The organism is Citrobacter sp. BIDMC107 (assembly GCF_001037575.1).
In the GTDB taxonomy this organism is placed as follows: Bacteria; Pseudomonadota; Gammaproteobacteria; order Enterobacterales; family Enterobacteriaceae; genus Citrobacter; species Citrobacter freundii.
Genome location: NZ_KQ089848.1, coordinates 2,399,096 through 2,413,452, shown reverse-complemented (window position 1 = coordinate 2,413,452; position 14,357 = coordinate 2,399,096). Strand labels below are relative to the sequence as shown.

Here is a 14,357-nt window from a genome sequence, read left to right as displayed (position 1 = left end):
ATACCCAGGCAGGATAAGCGAAGCGCATCCGGCAATCACACTTAGTGGAAGCTCACCTCTTCACCTGCCTGCTGCGTTGCCGCCTGTTCCAGCAGATCCCAGAACGTTTCGCCGCTTCGGTCGCAGATCCACTCGTCGCCTTTCAGGTCAAAATGGTAGCCGCCCTGTTTGGTCGCCAGCCATACCTGGTGCAGCGGCTCCTGACGGTTAATGATAATTTTGCTGCCGTTTTCGAAACTGATGGTCAGAACGCCGCCGTTGATCTCACAATCAATATCGCTGTCGCCATCCCAGTCATCCAGACGTTCTTCAATGGTCATCCACAGGGTGTCAGCAAGGCGATGAAATTCACTGTCGTTCATTTTCTTATCCTATTTTTCGTGATGCCCGCAGTATAACGTGGAATAAATCGCGATGCAGTTTTTAGCCAAACTCTTGCTTTTACGCCTTCTCCTGCGATGATAGAAAGCAGAAAGCATGAACTTTACAGGCCATCAATAATGAAAAACGTGTTAAAGCCACTCGCTGTCATTTTTACTCTGTTCAGCCTGACGGGCTGTGGGCTAAAAGGCCCGCTCTATTTCCCACCAGCTGATAAAACCGCGCCGCCTCCGACCAAGAGCGTTCAGCCGCAATCGCAATCCACCACGCCTGAGAAAAACGATCGTGGGATTAGTGATGGGCCTTCTCAGGTGAATTACTAACGGCAGGAATAGATTTTACATTTCTGTACCCGCGTGAACGGAGTGAATGATGCAATTCTCTAAAATGCATGGCCTTGGCAACGATTTTATGGTCGTCGACGCGGTAACGCAGAATGTCTTTTTCTCACCAGAGCTGATCCGCCGCCTGGCCGACAGACATCTCGGCGTTGGATTTGATCAACTGCTGGTGGTTGAACCTCCGTATGATCCGGAGCTGGATTTCCACTACCGTATTTTTAATGCCGACGGCAGTGAAGTGTCACAGTGCGGCAATGGCGCCCGCTGTTTTGCCCGTTTTGTTCGCCTGAAAGGGCTGACCAATAAGCGCGATATTCGCGTCAGTACCGCGAATGGTCGTATGGTATTAACCGTAACCGACGACGAGCTGGTGCGGGTGAATATGGGCGAACCCAATTTTGAACCCTCGCAGGTTCCTTTTCGCGCTAATAAAGCAGAGAAGACCTATATTATGCGCGTGGCCGAACAGACAGTATTGTGCGGCGTGGTTTCAATGGGGAATCCGCACTGCGTGATTCAGGTTGATGATGTTGATACGGCCACGGTAGAAACACTGGGACCGGTTCTGGAAAGCCATGAACGCTTCCCTGAACGCGCCAACATCGGATTTATGCAGGTGGTAAAACGCGAGCATATCCGACTGCGCGTCTATGAGCGCGGTGCGGGTGAAACGCAGGCCTGCGGCAGCGGTGCATGCGCCGCCGTTGCAGTCGGTATCCAGCAGGGGCTGCTGGCAGAAGAAGTGAGGGTGGAATTACCGGGCGGTCGACTTGATATCGCCTGGAAAGGTCCGGGTCATCCGCTGTATATGACTGGCCCGGCGGCACATGTCTACGACGGATTTATTCACTTATGAAGCAACCAGGGGAAGAACTACAGGAAACGCTCATGGAGCTCGACGATCGGGCGGTCGTCGATTATCTGCAACGTAATCCTGAGTTTTTTATCCGTAATGCCCAGGCTGTTGAAGCGATGCGAGTTCCGCACCCAGTGCGGGGCACGGTCTCTTTAGTGGAATGGCATATGGCGCGGGCGCGTAATCATATTAACGTGCTGGAAGAGAACATGGCGCTGTTGATGGAACAGGCCAACGCCAATGAAAGCCTGTTCTATCGTCTGTTAAATCTGCAAGGACGTCTGGTGGCGGCCAGCAGCCTTGACGATATGCTGATGCGATTTCATCGCTGGGCGCGTGAGTTAGGGCTGGCAGGAGCGACGGTTCGTCTGTTCCCGGATCGCTGGCGACTAGGCGCGCCCTCAAAATTCACCCATCTGGCATTAAGCCGTCAGGCTTTTGAACCGTTGCGTATCCAGCGTTTGGGCCAGTCGCAGCACTATCTTGGGCCGCTCAATGGTCCTGAATTGCTGGTCATGATGCCGGAGGCGAAAGCCATAGGCTCAGTCGCGATGTCGATGCTCGGGCAGGATGGATCCCTTGGCGTGATGCTGTTTAGCAGTCGTGATGTTAATCATTACCAGCAGGGGCAAGGCACGCAATTGCTGCAGGAAATCTCGCTGATGTTGCCGGAGCTGCTGGAGCGCTGGATTGAACGCGTATGACCGATTCACCCCTTTCTCAGGATGTGGCGCGCTTTTTGCGCTATCTGGGCGTTGAGCGTCAGCTTAGCCCGATCACCTTGCTTAATTATCAGCGTCAGCTTGATGCCATCATTGCGTTAGCTGGAGAGACCGGTCTGCAAAGCTGGCAACAATGTGATGCGCTCATGGTCCGCAGTTTTGCTGTTCGCAGCCGTCGTAAAGGATTGGGGCCGGCGAGTCTGGCGCTGCGTCTCTCCGCGTTACGCAGTTTCTTCGACTGGCTGGTTAATCAGGGCGAACTGAAAGCCAATCCGGCAAAAAGCGTTTCCGCGCCGAAAGCACCGCGTCATCTGCCTAAAAATATCGATGTCGACGACGTTAATCGTCTGCTGGATATCGATCTCAACGACCCCCTTGCCGTGCGTGATAGAGCGATGCTGGAAGTGATGTACGGCGCGGGTCTGCGTTTATCTGAACTGGTTGGGCTGGATATTAAACATCTCGATCTCGACACCGGCGAAGTGTGGGTGATGGGTAAGGGCAGTAAAGAGCGTCGCCTGCCGATTGGCCGCAATGCGGTGGCGTGGATTGAGCACTGGCTGGATCTGCGCGGACTCTTTGGCTGCGATGACGATGCGCTATTTCTGTCCAAACTGGGCAAACGCATCTCGGCGCGTAACGTGCAGAAACGCTTTGCTGAATGGGGTATCAAGCAGGGGCTGAACAGCCACGTACATCCCCACAAATTACGCCACTCCTTTGCGACGCATATGCTGGAGTCGAGCGGCGATCTGCGCGGAGTGCAGGAGTTATTGGGTCATGCCAATCTCTCCACAACTCAAATCTATACCCATCTTGATTTTCAACACCTGGCTTCAGTGTACGATGCGGCGCATCCGCGCGCCAAACGGGGGAAATAATGCGTTTTTACCGGCCTTTGGGGCGCATTTCTGCGCTCACCTTTGACCTTGATGACACCCTTTACGATAACCGTCCCGTTATCACACGCACCGAGCAGGAAGCGCTCGCGTTTGTACAGAATTACCATCCGGCGTTGAATTCGCTGCAAAATAGCGACCTACAGCGCTTGCGTCAGGCCGTTCGTGACGCCGAGCCGGAAATCTATCACGATGTTACCCAATGGCGTCACCGGGCCGTAGAACGCGCTATGCTGGAGGCGGGTTTGTCAGCGGCAGAAGCCAGAATGGGGGCGAATGCGGCGATGATGAATTTTGCCAAATGGCGTAGCCGCATTGAAGTCCCACAGACGACGCATGACACGCTGAAAGCGCTGGCTCGCAAATGGCCGCTGGTGGCGATCACCAACGGTAACGCGCAGCCGGAACTGTTTGGCCTGGGTGATTACTTTGAATTTGTGCTGCGCGCCGGTCCCGACGGACGATCAAAACCGTTCAGCGACATGTACACGCTGGCGGCGGAAAAACTGAAAATGCCTGTAGGTGAGATCCTGCATGTGGGTGATGACCTGACGACAGACGTCGCGGGCGCTATCCGTTGTGGTATGCAGGCCTGCTGGATCAAACCGGAAAATGCCGACCTGATGCACACCGCTGACAGCCGTTTGCTGCCGCATATCGAAATTTCACAGTTGGCATCTCTGACCTCGCTGATATAATCACCAACAACTCTGTATAAATTCCCAGGGGTCCGGCTGGGCCCTGTTGATTCCGGCGGTGCCAATGGACGTTTCTTACCTGCTCGATAGCCTCAATGACGAACAGCGCCAGGCTGTGGCCGCGCCACGCAGCAACATGTTGGTTCTGGCAGGTGCGGGGAGTGGTAAAACGCGCGTGCTGGTGCACCGTATCGCCTGGTTACTGACGGTAGAGAACAACTCGCCGTATTCGATTATGGCGGTAACCTTTACCAACAAAGCGGCAGCGGAAATGCGCCACCGTATTGGTCAGATCATGGGAACCAGCCAGGGCGGTATGTGGGTGGGGACGTTCCACGGTCTGGCGCACCGTCTGCTGCGCGCGCACCATATGGATGCCAACCTGCCGCAGGATTTCCAGATCCTCGACAGCGAAGACCAACTGCGTCTGCTCAAGCGCCTGATCAAGGCGATGAACCTGGATGAGAAGCAGTGGCCGCCGCGTCAGGCGATGTGGTTTATCAATAGTCAGAAAGACGAAGGGCTGCGCCCGCACCATCTGCAGAGCTATGGCAACCCGGTTGAGCAAACCTGGCAGAAAGTGTATCAGGCTTACCAGGAAGCGTGTGATCGCGCCGGGCTGGTGGATTTCGCCGAGCTGCTACTGCGCGCCCATGAACTGTGGCTCAACAAGCCGCATATCCTGCAGCACTATCGCGAACGCTTTACCAATATCCTGGTGGACGAATTTCAGGATACCAACAACATTCAATACGCCTGGATCCGCCTGCTGGCGGGCGATACCGGTAAAGTGATGATCGTGGGTGATGACGACCAGTCGATCTACGGCTGGCGCGGGGCGCAGGTGGAAAACATCCAGCGCTTCCTAACCGATTTCCCGGGCGCAGAAACCATTCGTCTGGAGCAGAATTACCGCTCGACCAACAATATCCTCAGCGCAGCTAACGCCCTGATTGAGAACAACAACGGGCGTCTGGGTAAAAAGCTGTGGACCGACGGTGTCGACGGTGAACCGATCTCGCTTTACTGCGCGTTCAACGAACTTGATGAAGCGCGTTTTGTGGTTAACCGCATCAAGACCTGGCAGGACAACGGTGGCGCGCTTGAACAATGCGCTATTCTGTACCGCAGCAACGCCCAGTCGCGCGTACTGGAAGAGGCGTTGTTACAGGCCAGCATGCCGTATCGGATTTATGGCGGGATGCGCTTCTTCGAACGCCAGGAAATCAAAGATGCGCTCTCTTACCTGCGCCTGATCGCTAATCGCAATGACGACGCCGCATTTGAGCGCGTGGTGAATACACCGACCCGCGGGATTGGCGATCGTACTTTAGATGTGGTGCGTCAGACCTCCCGTGACCGCCAGCTAACGTTGTGGCAGGCTTGTCGTGAGCTGTTGCAGGAAAAAGCCCTCGCGGGGCGCGCTGCCAGCGCCTTACAGCGTTTTATGGAGCTGATTGACGCACTGGCCCAGGAGACCGCCGATATGCCGCTGCACGTGCAAACTGACCGGGTGATTAAAGACTCCGGCCTGCGCATGATGTACGAGCAGGAAAAAGGCGAGAAGGGCCAGACGCGTATCGAAAACTTAGACGAACTGGTGACGGCAACGCGCCAGTTTAGCTACAACGAGGAAGATGAAGACTTAATGCCGTTGCAGGCGTTCCTGTCTCACGCCGCGCTGGAGGCGGGCGAAGGGCAGGCGGATACCTGGCAGGATGCGGTTCAGCTGATGACCCTGCACTCGGCGAAAGGTCTGGAGTTCCCGCAGGTGTTTATCGTCGGCATGGAAGAAGGCATGTTCCCCAGCCAGATGTCGCTGGACGAAGGCGGACGTCTCGAAGAGGAACGCCGCCTGGCCTACGTCGGCGTGACCCGCGCGATGCAAAAGCTGACGCTGACCTACGCCGAAACGCGTCGTCTGTACGGTAAAGAGGTTTACCATCGCCCGTCGCGCTTTATTGGTGAACTGCCGGAAGCGTGTGTTGAAGAGGTACGTCTGCGCGCCACGGTCAGCCGCCCGGTAAGCCATCAGCGAATGGGCACGCCAATGGCGGAAAACGATACCGGCTATAAGCTTGGCCAGCGCGTACGCCATGCCAAGTTTGGCGAGGGCACCATTGTCAATCTGGAAGGCAGCGGCGAGCACAGTCGTTTGCAGGTCGCGTTCCAGGGGCAGGGGATCAAATGGCTGGTGGCGGCCTATGCCCGACTGGAAACGGTATAACTTTCAGAAAAATATCATTATTTTGTAACGATCTGCTAGCCTTACTGATGAGCAGGTAATTTATCCAGGCTAGCGTTTCGTTGCGTGTTGACGTCAAAATTTTGCTGGCGTAACATGCGCGCACGATTACGCTAAGAGGACATTCGCCTTGGACACACCCAGTAGATACTGGCTCATTATCCTGTCATCCAGGATCAACTCCTAAGGCTATCCCTTTTTGCTGATAGCCTTCGCGGTTGTCAGCGACCTTCTGTTTTTCCCGTCGCGCTGAGTCAGGCTGTTTAATGGTCTGAAACCCAATTTGTTTCTGTGTGCCCTCCGAACTGTCCGATAATTTTTTGCATTGGGAGTCCCGGTCATGCTGAGCGCATTTCAACTGGAAAACAATCGTTTAACTCGCCTTGAGGCAGACGAGATCGAGCACCTGGCCAGTTCGGTTTGGGTCGATTTAGTCGAGCCGGATGACGAAGAACGAAACCGTGTGCAAAAGGACTTGGGCCAGAATCTGGCTACGCGCCCTGAACTGGAAGACATCGAAGCATCCGCGCGTTTTTTTGAAGACGAAGACGGTCTGCACATTCACTCTTTCTTCTTTTATGAAGATGCCGACGATCACGCGGGTAACTCAACCGTCGCATTTACTATTCGCGAAGGCCGTCTGTTTACCCTGCGTGAGCGCGAATTGCCGGCCTTTCGCCTGTACCGCATGCGTGCGCGTAACCAGGCTATGGTGGATGGCAATGCCTACGAGCTGTTGCTCGACCTGTTCGAAACCAAAATTGAACAGCTGGCGGATGAGATCGAAAACATCTACAGCGACCTGGAAAAACTCAGCCGTGTGATCATGGAAGGGCGTCAGGGCGATGAATATGACGAAGCGCTGTCGACGCTGGCGGAACTGGAAGATATCGGCTGGAAGGTACGCTTGTGTCTGATGGATACCCAACGTGCACTGAACTTCCTGGTGCGTAAAGCGCGGTTGCCGGGCAGTCAGCTGGAGCAGGCGCGTGAGATCCTGCGCGATATCGAATCTCTGCTGCCGCACAATGAATCGCTGTTCCAGAAGGTTAACTTCCTGATGCAGGCGGCGATGGGTTTTATCAACATCGAGCAGAACCGCATCATCAAGATCTTCTCGGTGGTTTCTGTGGTGTTCCTGCCGCCGACGCTGGTGGCGTCCAGCTATGGGATGAACTTTGAGTTCATGCCGGAACTGCACTGGAGCTTTGGTTATCCTGGGGCGATTGTCTTTATGATGCTCGCCGGTCTGGCGCCGTATCTGTACTTTAAGCGCAAGAACTGGCTGTAATGGCGGTGACTTATCCGGCCTACGGTGATGTGCTTTTGTAGGCCGGATAAGCGAAGCGCCATCCGGCAATCCCCTAGCTCCGACGAATCCGTCGTTGCGTATAAATCGCATCCATCACGAAAATCGCCAGCGCGACCCAGATAAACGCGAAAGTGACCATCTTGTCCGCACCCGGTACTTCACCGTAGAACGTTACCGCCAGCAGGAACATCAGCGTAGGGCCAATGTACTGGAAAAAACCCAGCGTCGACAGACGCAGGCGGGTTGCCGCGCCGGTAAAGCACAGCAGCGGAATGGTGGTCACGACACCCGCAGCAATCAGCAGCAAATTGAGCGACATCGGGTTTTGCCCCATATGGCTGGTTGGGCTGTCGGCAATGCCAAACAGATAGATGGCTGCAACGGGTAAAAGCCACAGGGTTTCGATCAGCATGCCGGTTTGTGCTTCGACCGCAATCTTCTTGCGCACCAGGCCATAGAACGCAAAGCTGAACGCCAGTCCCAGCGCGATGATTGGCAGCGATCCGAAGGTCCACAGCTGTACCAGCACGCCGCATGCGGCTAACAGTACCGCCAGCCACTGCATGCGACGAAAGCGTTCGCCGAGGAAAAGCATTCCCAGCACAATATTCACCAGCGGGTTAATAAAATAGCCGAGGCTGGCTTCCAGCATATGGTGATTATTGACCGCCCAAATGAACAGCAGCCAGTTTCCGCCGATGAGCACCGCCGAGAGCGCCAGCAGGAAGATCTTCTTTGGCGTTTGGAGCAGCGTTTTGACACCCGACCATTGGCGGCTGATGCTCATCAGCACCACCATGAAGAAAAATGACCAGATGACACGGTGCGTCAGGATCTCATCCGCCGGGACATAGTAAATCAGCTTGAAGTAGGCAGGTGCGATACCCCAAATAAAATAAGCAGCAAGAGCGAGTAACACGCCCTGCCGCGTTTGTTTAGCATCCATCGGGAAAACTCATTGCAGAAATGTAACAGCAGTTTACCTTTTTTTGGCTGCTTACCCCACCATATAAGTGGCGGTTGCGCTGGCAATATAAAGCTGTTCTTCGTTATGCAGTTCCACGCGTGCCACGGCGACTTTATTACCCGCCCGCAGCAGGCTGCTGGTGGCGGTAAAGCGATTCCCTCTCCCTGGGCGCAGGTAATCAACGCGCAAATCGATGGTTCCCATGCGTGACATCCGCTGACGCAGTTCGTCCTCACTGATCGTCTCATGGCGGGTTAGCGTACTGCCAACGCACACCAGTCCGGCGGCGACGTCCAGCGCCGAGGCGATCACGCCGCCATGCAAAATGCTTTGCGCCCAGTTGCCGACCATCATCGGTTGATTATTAAAGGCTAATTGAGCAAATTCTTTCTCATAGCGTTCAAGCTCAAGTCCCAGCGCCCGGTTAAACGGCATATGATAGACAAACATTTCACCCACTAACTTCAGCGCTTCCTCAGCAGTAAGTACGGCAGACATATGATCCCTACATCTTAATGGTTAATTAAATGTTGATATTATGCTTATTATTTGTTGTTTTCTACTTTAGGACGGGATAACTAACGAGGAACTCGCTAAGTATGTAGAATACTTGCCAGATAATTATACAATTCATCAATATTTTGGTTCAGGAGAACAGTACCGATGCGGGCGATTTTGGGATGGTTACTACCAGCAGTCATGCTGCCGTTGACCGCGTATGCGCAGGAAGCGACAGTGAAAGAGATTCATGATGCACCGGCGGTTCGTGGCAGTATTATCGCCAACATGCTGCAGGAACATGACAACCCTTTCACGCTTTATCCTTATGACACTAACTATCTTATCTACACCAATACCAGCGACATGAACAAAGAGGCGATCAGCAGCTATAGCTGGTCCGAAAATGCGCGCAAAGATGAGGTTAAGTTTCAGCTAAGCCTGGCGTTTCCGCTGTGGCGCGGGATATTAGGCCCAAATTCGGTACTCGGCGGCTCCTATACCCAGAAATCCTGGTGGCAGCTTTCTAACAGTGAAGAGTCTTCACCGTTTCGCGAAACCAACTACGAACCGCAATTGTTCCTCGGTTTCGCCACCGACTACCGCTTTGCCGGTTGGACGCTTCGTGATGTCGAAATGGGTTATAACCATGACTCTAACGGCCGCTCCGATCCCACTTCACGTAGCTGGAACCGTCTTTATACTCGCCTGATGGCTGAAAACGGTAACTGGCTGGTGGAAGTTAAGCCGTGGTACGTCATCGGCAGCACTGATGATAACCCGGATATCACAAAATATATGGGCTACTATCAGCTCAAACTGGGTTATCACCTCGGTGACGCCGTCTTAAGTGCGAAAGGTCAGTACAACTGGAATACCGGTTACGGTGGCGCTGAGTTGGGTGTCAGTTACCCCATTACGAAGCATGTGCGTCTTTACACCCAGGTTTACAGCGGTTACGGCGAATCGCTGATTGACTATAACTTCAATCAGACCCGTGTTGGTGTGGGCGTGATGCTCAACGATATCTTCTGATAAGTATTGAGAGTATTTTAATCGTTGCAGTTTCTCTCTCAGGCGCTGAAAATAGCGCCTGTTTTTATTTCAGGCTAATGGGGTTAATGTGGCGCAGGCGGAAGTGTTGAATCTGGAAATGGGCGCTAAACAGGTTTTGCAAGAAACCTTTGGCTACCAACAGTTTCGCCCTGGTCAGGAAGAAATCATTGATACCGTGCTCTCTGGTCGCGACTGCCTGGTCGTTATGCCGACCGGCGGCGGTAAATCCCTGTGCTATCAAATTCCCGCATTATTGCTAAACGGACTCACCGTTGTTGTTTCTCCGCTGATTTCCTTGATGAAGGATCAGGTCGATCAACTGCTGGCCAACGGCGTGGCGGCGGCGTGCCTTAACTCTACTCAAAGTCGTGAGCAGCAGCTTGAGGTGATGGCAGGCTGTCGTACAGGACAGATTCGCTTACTGTACATTGCGCCCGAACGTCTGATGCTGGATAACTTCCTTGAGCATCTGGCGCACTGGAATCCGATGCTGCTGGCGGTTGATGAAGCGCACTGTATTTCGCAGTGGGGGCATGATTTCCGCCCCGAATACGCGGCGCTGGGACAGTTGCGCCAACGTTTCCCAACCCTGCCGTTTGTGGCGCTGACCGCGACCGCGGATGAGACAACCCGGCTGGATATTGTGCGTCTGCTGGGACTCAACGACCCGTTAATTCAGATCAGCAGCTTTGACCGCCCGAACATTCGCTACATGTTGATGGAGAAGTTTAAGCCGCTCGATCAGCTGATGCGCTACGTGCAAGAGCAGCGCGGTAAGTCTGGCATTATCTACTGTAACAGTCGCGCTAAAGTCGAGGACACCGCCGCGCGTCTGCAAAGCCGTGGCATCAGCGCCGGGGCTTATCATGCCGGGCTGGAAAATGCCGTACGCGCCGAGGTGCAGGAGAAATTCCAGCGCGACGACCTGCAAATCGTGGTGGCGACCGTGGCGTTCGGTATGGGGATCAACAAACCTAACGTACGCTTCGTGGTGCATTTCGACATTCCGCGCAATATCGAATCCTATTACCAGGAAACCGGCCGCGCCGGGCGTGATGGTCTACCGGCGGAAGCGATGCTGTTTTACGATCCAGCTGATATGGCATGGCTACGCCGTTGCCTCGAAGAGAAACCCGCTGGGCAACTGCTGGATATCGAACGGCATAAGCTCAATGCGATGGGGGCGTTTGCCGAGGCACAAACCTGTCGTCGCCTGGTGCTGCTGAATTATTTTGGCGAAGGGCGTCAGGAGCCGTGTGGTAACTGCGACATCTGCCTCGATCCGCCAAAGCAGTACGACGGACTCATGGATGCGCGTAAAGCGCTGTCGACGATTTACCGTGTTAACCAACGCTTCGGCATGGGGTACGTCGTGGAAGTGCTGCGCGGAGCGAATAACCAGCGTATTCGCGAACTGGCTCATGACAAACTGCCGGTCTATGGCATTGGTCGCGAGCAAAGCCACGAACACTGGGTGAGCGTTATTCGCCAGCTTATTCACCTGGGCCTGGTGACGCAGAATATTGCTCATCACTCCGCGTTACAGTTAACCGAAGCCGCGCGTCCGGTGCTGCGCGGTGAAGTTCCACTACAGCTTGCCGTGCCGCGTATTGTGGCGCTGAAACCGCGCGCGATGCAGAAATCCTTCGGCGGCAACTATGACCGCAAACTATTCGCCAAATTGCGTAAGCTGCGTAAAGCCATTGCTGATGAAGAGAACATCCCGCCGTACGTGGTGTTCAACGACGCTACGTTGATTGAAATGGCCGAACAAATGCCGGTTTCACCGAGTGAAATGCTGAGCGTCAACGGCGTGGGAATGCGTAAACTTGAACGTTTTGGCAAAGAGTTTATGGCGCTTATCCGCGCACACGTTGATGGTGACGACGAAGAGTAGTCAGCCGGGCAAAAAAGTGCCAGGATGGTGACTCACTGAACTATTCCCCCGCGAGTCATTTTTATGTTAACGCTATTTTTCACCGTTGCGTTGGTGCATATCGTTGCGCTGATGAGCCCCGGTCCCGATTTCTTTTTTGTTTCTCAAACTGCGGTTAGCCGTTCGCGCAAAGAAGCGATGATGGGCGTGCTGGGTATTACCTGCGGCGTCATGGTCTGGGCTGGCGTGGCGCTGCTCGGCCTGCATCTGATTATCGAAAAAATGGCCTGGCTGCACACCATTATTATGGTAGGTGGGGGGCTGTATCTGTGCTGGATGGGTTACCAGATGCTGCGCGGCGCATTTAAAAAACAGGATGTTGCAGCTCCCACTCCGCAGGTTGAGCTGGCGCAGAGCGGACGCAGCTTCTTGAAAGGCCTGCTGACCAATCTGGCGAACCCTAAAGCCATTATCTATTTTGGCTCCGTCTTCTCGTTATTTGTTGGCGACAACGTCGGAACGGGAGCGCGTTGGGGGATTTTTGCCCTGATTATTGTGGAAACGCTGGCGTGGTTTACCGTGGTTGCCAGCCTGTTTGCGCTGCCGAAGATGCGTCGTGGCTATCAGCGCCTGGCGAAGTGGATTGACGGTTTTGCCGGGGCGCTGTTCGCGGGTTTCGGCATCCACCTGATTATTTCGCGCTAAGTTTGTTACCCGCCTGGGAGTCCCAGGCGGAGTACGGTTTATTGCGCAAGCTTCTGTAATTCATCCTTCGAAAGGCCGGTCATTTCCATAATCGCATCGGTATCAAGACCTCGCTTGAGCATTGCTTTTGCTACATCAGTGAGGGCAATGCGTTTGCCCTCTTCACGGCCTATCTGCTTTAGTTGATCCGCCATTGTCATCAGTTTGTCTCCATGCTGCGGCACACGCTGTGCCAGCTTATACAGTAATGTCTGAACATCTTGTGTATTCCCTGCTTGCACCATGTAGTTTACCAGCACGGTTATTTGTTGTCCGCTCATCTTCTCCAGCATAAACAGGCGGGTAAGTTTATCCAGCAGCTGTGCCATGTCGCGCTGGCGAATATGCTTTTGCACTAATGTCAGCGCCGCCATACTGCGATGCTGCATGATTTCATCATCTGGAATAACCGTCACATCCACCAACGGAAACGGTGTGCTGTAAAGTTGAAGGGCGGTTCCCGAATCCTCAAAGTGATCCAGCCAGTTCATTGAGCCTTGCCATGGGCTTTGCTTGCCATGGTAAAAGAGCACTGGAATCACCAGCGGTAGAGTGTCGTTTCCAGCCTCAAGATGACGTTGCATCGCGGCGATAGCGTAGCGCATCAGGCGAAATGACATATGCTTGTCAGGTGAGCTTTGATGCTCGATGAGCACATGTACATAGCCATGCCCGCTGGTGGTTTCCAGTGAGTAGAGAATATCGCTGAAATAGGGGCGCAGATCGTCCTCCACAAAACTGCCTGATTCCAGACGGAGCGTTTCCAGTTTGCAGATTTTGATTAACGAAGGAGGAAGATGAAGTTCGATAAAGTCCCGCGCGGTTTCCACGCGGGAGAGGAAGGTCTTAAATACTGCGTCATGGGGTGTCGTTGCTTCCGCCATCGTCCATCATCCGTGAGAAGTGAGAGTGGCGGCATTCTTACTCTGGTATTCAACACCTAACAGCACAGAATAAAAGACTTTTCCTCCTTTGCGGCTAAGTACGGAAAGTCATATTCAGACGCTCATACTGTTAGCATTTCTTTGCGAGTGCCGTTCCATTGGCTAGGCATGCCTTGCCGATGCCAGCAGGGCGCCTATCAGCATAAACAGCGAGCCGAACACTTTGTTCAGCGCCTTCATTTGCTTTGGCCCTTTAATCCAGCCAGCAATGCGTGTGGCCAGCGTCGCGTAACCGATCATCACAATGATATCGACCACGATGGTCGTAACGCCAAGCACCACGTACTGCATCAGTTGCGGTTCCTGCGGCAGGATAAACTGCGGGAACAGGGCGGCAAGAAAAACAATGCTCTTGGGGTTGGTCAGATTCACAAAGACCGCGCGTTTGAACAGGCGACTGCGTGATTGTGTATTCGCCATGGTGTTCAGATCGATAGCGCCCGCAGCCCGCCATTGTTGAATACCCAGCCAAATCAGATAGGCCGCTCCCGCCCACTTCAGCACCTCAAATGCGATCACCGAACGTGAAAATAGCGTTCCTAGCCCCACGCCTACCAAAACGATATGAATGCCCAGCCCGGTCTGTAAACCTGCAATCGACGCGCTGGCACCGCGATAACCATGGCTGATGGCAGTGGTCATAGTGTTGATTGCGCCAGAGCCTGGAGACAAGCTCAAAATAATAGAGGTCAGCAGGTAGGCGAACCACCATTCAAAGGTCATGAGAAACTCCCGGATTGTCTATTTTTATGCCACAATACGCTACTGCCGTTAGGTTGTATCAGCGACGGCGAAAAAAACGATTTTACTTGGTCAGC

At 53.8% G+C, this 14,357-nt stretch carries 16 protein-coding genes; 11 read left to right on the top strand and 5 right to left on the bottom strand.

The genetic code is table 11. From position 1 onward, the window contains the following. Window positions 1-41: 41 nt before the first annotated feature. On the bottom strand, window positions 42-362 hold the full coding sequence (gene cyaY, locus SK39_RS11195) for an iron donor protein CyaY (RefSeq protein ID WP_003017943.1): 321 nt from the start codon (window positions 360-362) through the stop codon (window positions 42-44). A gap of 138 nt (window positions 363-500) precedes the next feature. On the opposite strand from cyaY, the gene lptM reads away from it, so the two are divergent. From lptM to corA, 8 genes are all read left to right on the top strand, one after another. Then, window positions 501-704, top strand: coding sequence for an LPS translocon maturation chaperone LptM (lptM, locus tag SK39_RS11190; RefSeq protein ID WP_003017937.1), 204 nt, complete (start codon window positions 501-503; stop codon window positions 702-704). A gap of 49 nt (window positions 705-753) precedes the next feature. Beyond that, window positions 754-1,578, top strand: a complete 825-nt coding sequence (dapF, locus tag SK39_RS11185; protein WP_003841207.1) for a diaminopimelate epimerase — start codon at window positions 754-756, stop codon at window positions 1,576-1,578. After that, window positions 1,575-2,282: a DUF484 domain-containing protein gene (locus SK39_RS11180; RefSeq protein WP_003841208.1), complete on the top strand. Its 708-nt coding sequence runs from the start codon at window positions 1,575-1,577 to the stop codon at window positions 2,280-2,282. Before dapF ends, SK39_RS11180 begins: the two co-directional genes overlap by 4 nt. Then, window positions 2,279-3,181: a tyrosine recombinase XerC gene (xerC, locus tag SK39_RS11175; RefSeq protein ID WP_003841210.1), complete on the top strand. Its 903-nt coding sequence runs from the start codon at window positions 2,279-2,281 to the stop codon at window positions 3,179-3,181. Before SK39_RS11180 ends, xerC begins: the two co-directional genes overlap by 4 nt. Next, on the top strand, window positions 3,181-3,897 hold the full coding sequence (gene yigB, locus SK39_RS11170) for a 5-amino-6-(5-phospho-D-ribitylamino)uracil phosphatase YigB (protein ID WP_003017925.1): 717 nt from the start codon (window positions 3,181-3,183) through the stop codon (window positions 3,895-3,897). Before xerC ends, yigB begins: the two co-directional genes overlap by 1 nt. Window positions 3,898-3,961: 64 nt before the next feature. Beyond that, window positions 3,962-6,124 carry a DNA helicase II gene (uvrD, locus tag SK39_RS11165; protein WP_003017922.1) on the top strand — a complete coding sequence of 721 codons (2,163 nt, stop codon included), beginning with the start codon at window positions 3,962-3,964 and terminating at the stop codon, window positions 6,122-6,124. Window positions 6,125-6,272: 148 nt separating this feature from the next. Further along, on the top strand, window positions 6,273-6,329 hold the full coding sequence (gene ysgD / locus SK39_RS27580; RefSeq protein WP_212723238.1) for a YsgD/CorL family protein: 57 nt from the start codon (window positions 6,273-6,275) through the stop codon (window positions 6,327-6,329). 153 nt (window positions 6,330-6,482) lie between these two features. Further along, the gene (gene corA / locus SK39_RS11160) at window positions 6,483-7,433 is read left to right on the top strand and encodes a magnesium/cobalt transporter CorA (RefSeq protein WP_003017920.1); all 951 of its coding nucleotides are present in this window, start codon (window positions 6,483-6,485) and stop codon (window positions 7,431-7,433) included. Window positions 7,434-7,506: 73 nt separating this feature from the next. Here the strand turns inward: corA and rarD are convergent, their stop codons facing one another. Both rarD and yigI read right to left on the bottom strand, forming a co-directional pair. After that, window positions 7,507-8,400: an EamA family transporter RarD gene (gene rarD / locus SK39_RS11155; RefSeq protein WP_048217004.1), complete on the bottom strand. Its 894-nt coding sequence runs from the start codon at window positions 8,398-8,400 to the stop codon at window positions 7,507-7,509. 51 nt (window positions 8,401-8,451) lie between these two features. After that, a complete protein-coding gene (gene yigI, locus SK39_RS11150) occupies window positions 8,452-8,919 on the bottom strand; it encodes an acyl-CoA thioesterase YigI (RefSeq protein WP_003017917.1) in 468 nt (155 codons plus the stop codon). Window positions 8,920-9,084: 165 nt separating this feature from the next. Between yigI and pldA the strand changes: the two genes are divergently transcribed. The 3 genes from pldA to rhtC all read left to right on the top strand — a co-directional run bounded on the left by pldA (window position 9,085) and on the right by rhtC (window position 12,556). Further along, entirely contained in the window at window positions 9,085-9,954 is an 870-nt protein-coding gene (gene pldA, locus SK39_RS11145; RefSeq protein ID WP_003017916.1) for a phospholipase A, read from the top strand. Window positions 9,955-10,042: 88 nt separating this feature from the next. Beyond that, window positions 10,043-11,872, top strand: a complete 1,830-nt coding sequence (gene recQ, locus SK39_RS11140) for an ATP-dependent DNA helicase RecQ (protein ID WP_003841217.1) — start codon at window positions 10,043-10,045, stop codon at window positions 11,870-11,872. Between the two features lie 63 nt (window positions 11,873-11,935). Then, entirely contained in the window at window positions 11,936-12,556 is a 621-nt protein-coding gene (gene rhtC / locus SK39_RS11135) for a threonine export protein RhtC (RefSeq protein WP_003828942.1), read from the top strand. A gap of 38 nt (window positions 12,557-12,594) precedes the next feature. Here rhtC and SK39_RS11130 read toward each other — a convergent pair whose 3' ends face one another. Together SK39_RS11130 and rhtB are read right to left on the bottom strand one after the other, a co-directional pair. Continuing rightward, on the bottom strand, window positions 12,595-13,479 hold the full coding sequence (locus SK39_RS11130; protein ID WP_048217003.1) for an Rpn family recombination-promoting nuclease/putative transposase: 885 nt from the start codon (window positions 13,477-13,479) through the stop codon (window positions 12,595-12,597). 162 nt (window positions 13,480-13,641) lie between these two features. Next, window positions 13,642-14,262 carry a homoserine/homoserine lactone efflux protein gene (gene rhtB, locus SK39_RS11125; RefSeq protein WP_003828938.1) on the bottom strand — a complete coding sequence of 207 codons (621 nt, stop codon included), beginning with the start codon at window positions 14,260-14,262 and terminating at the stop codon, window positions 13,642-13,644. Window positions 14,263-14,357: the final 95 nt, after the last annotated feature.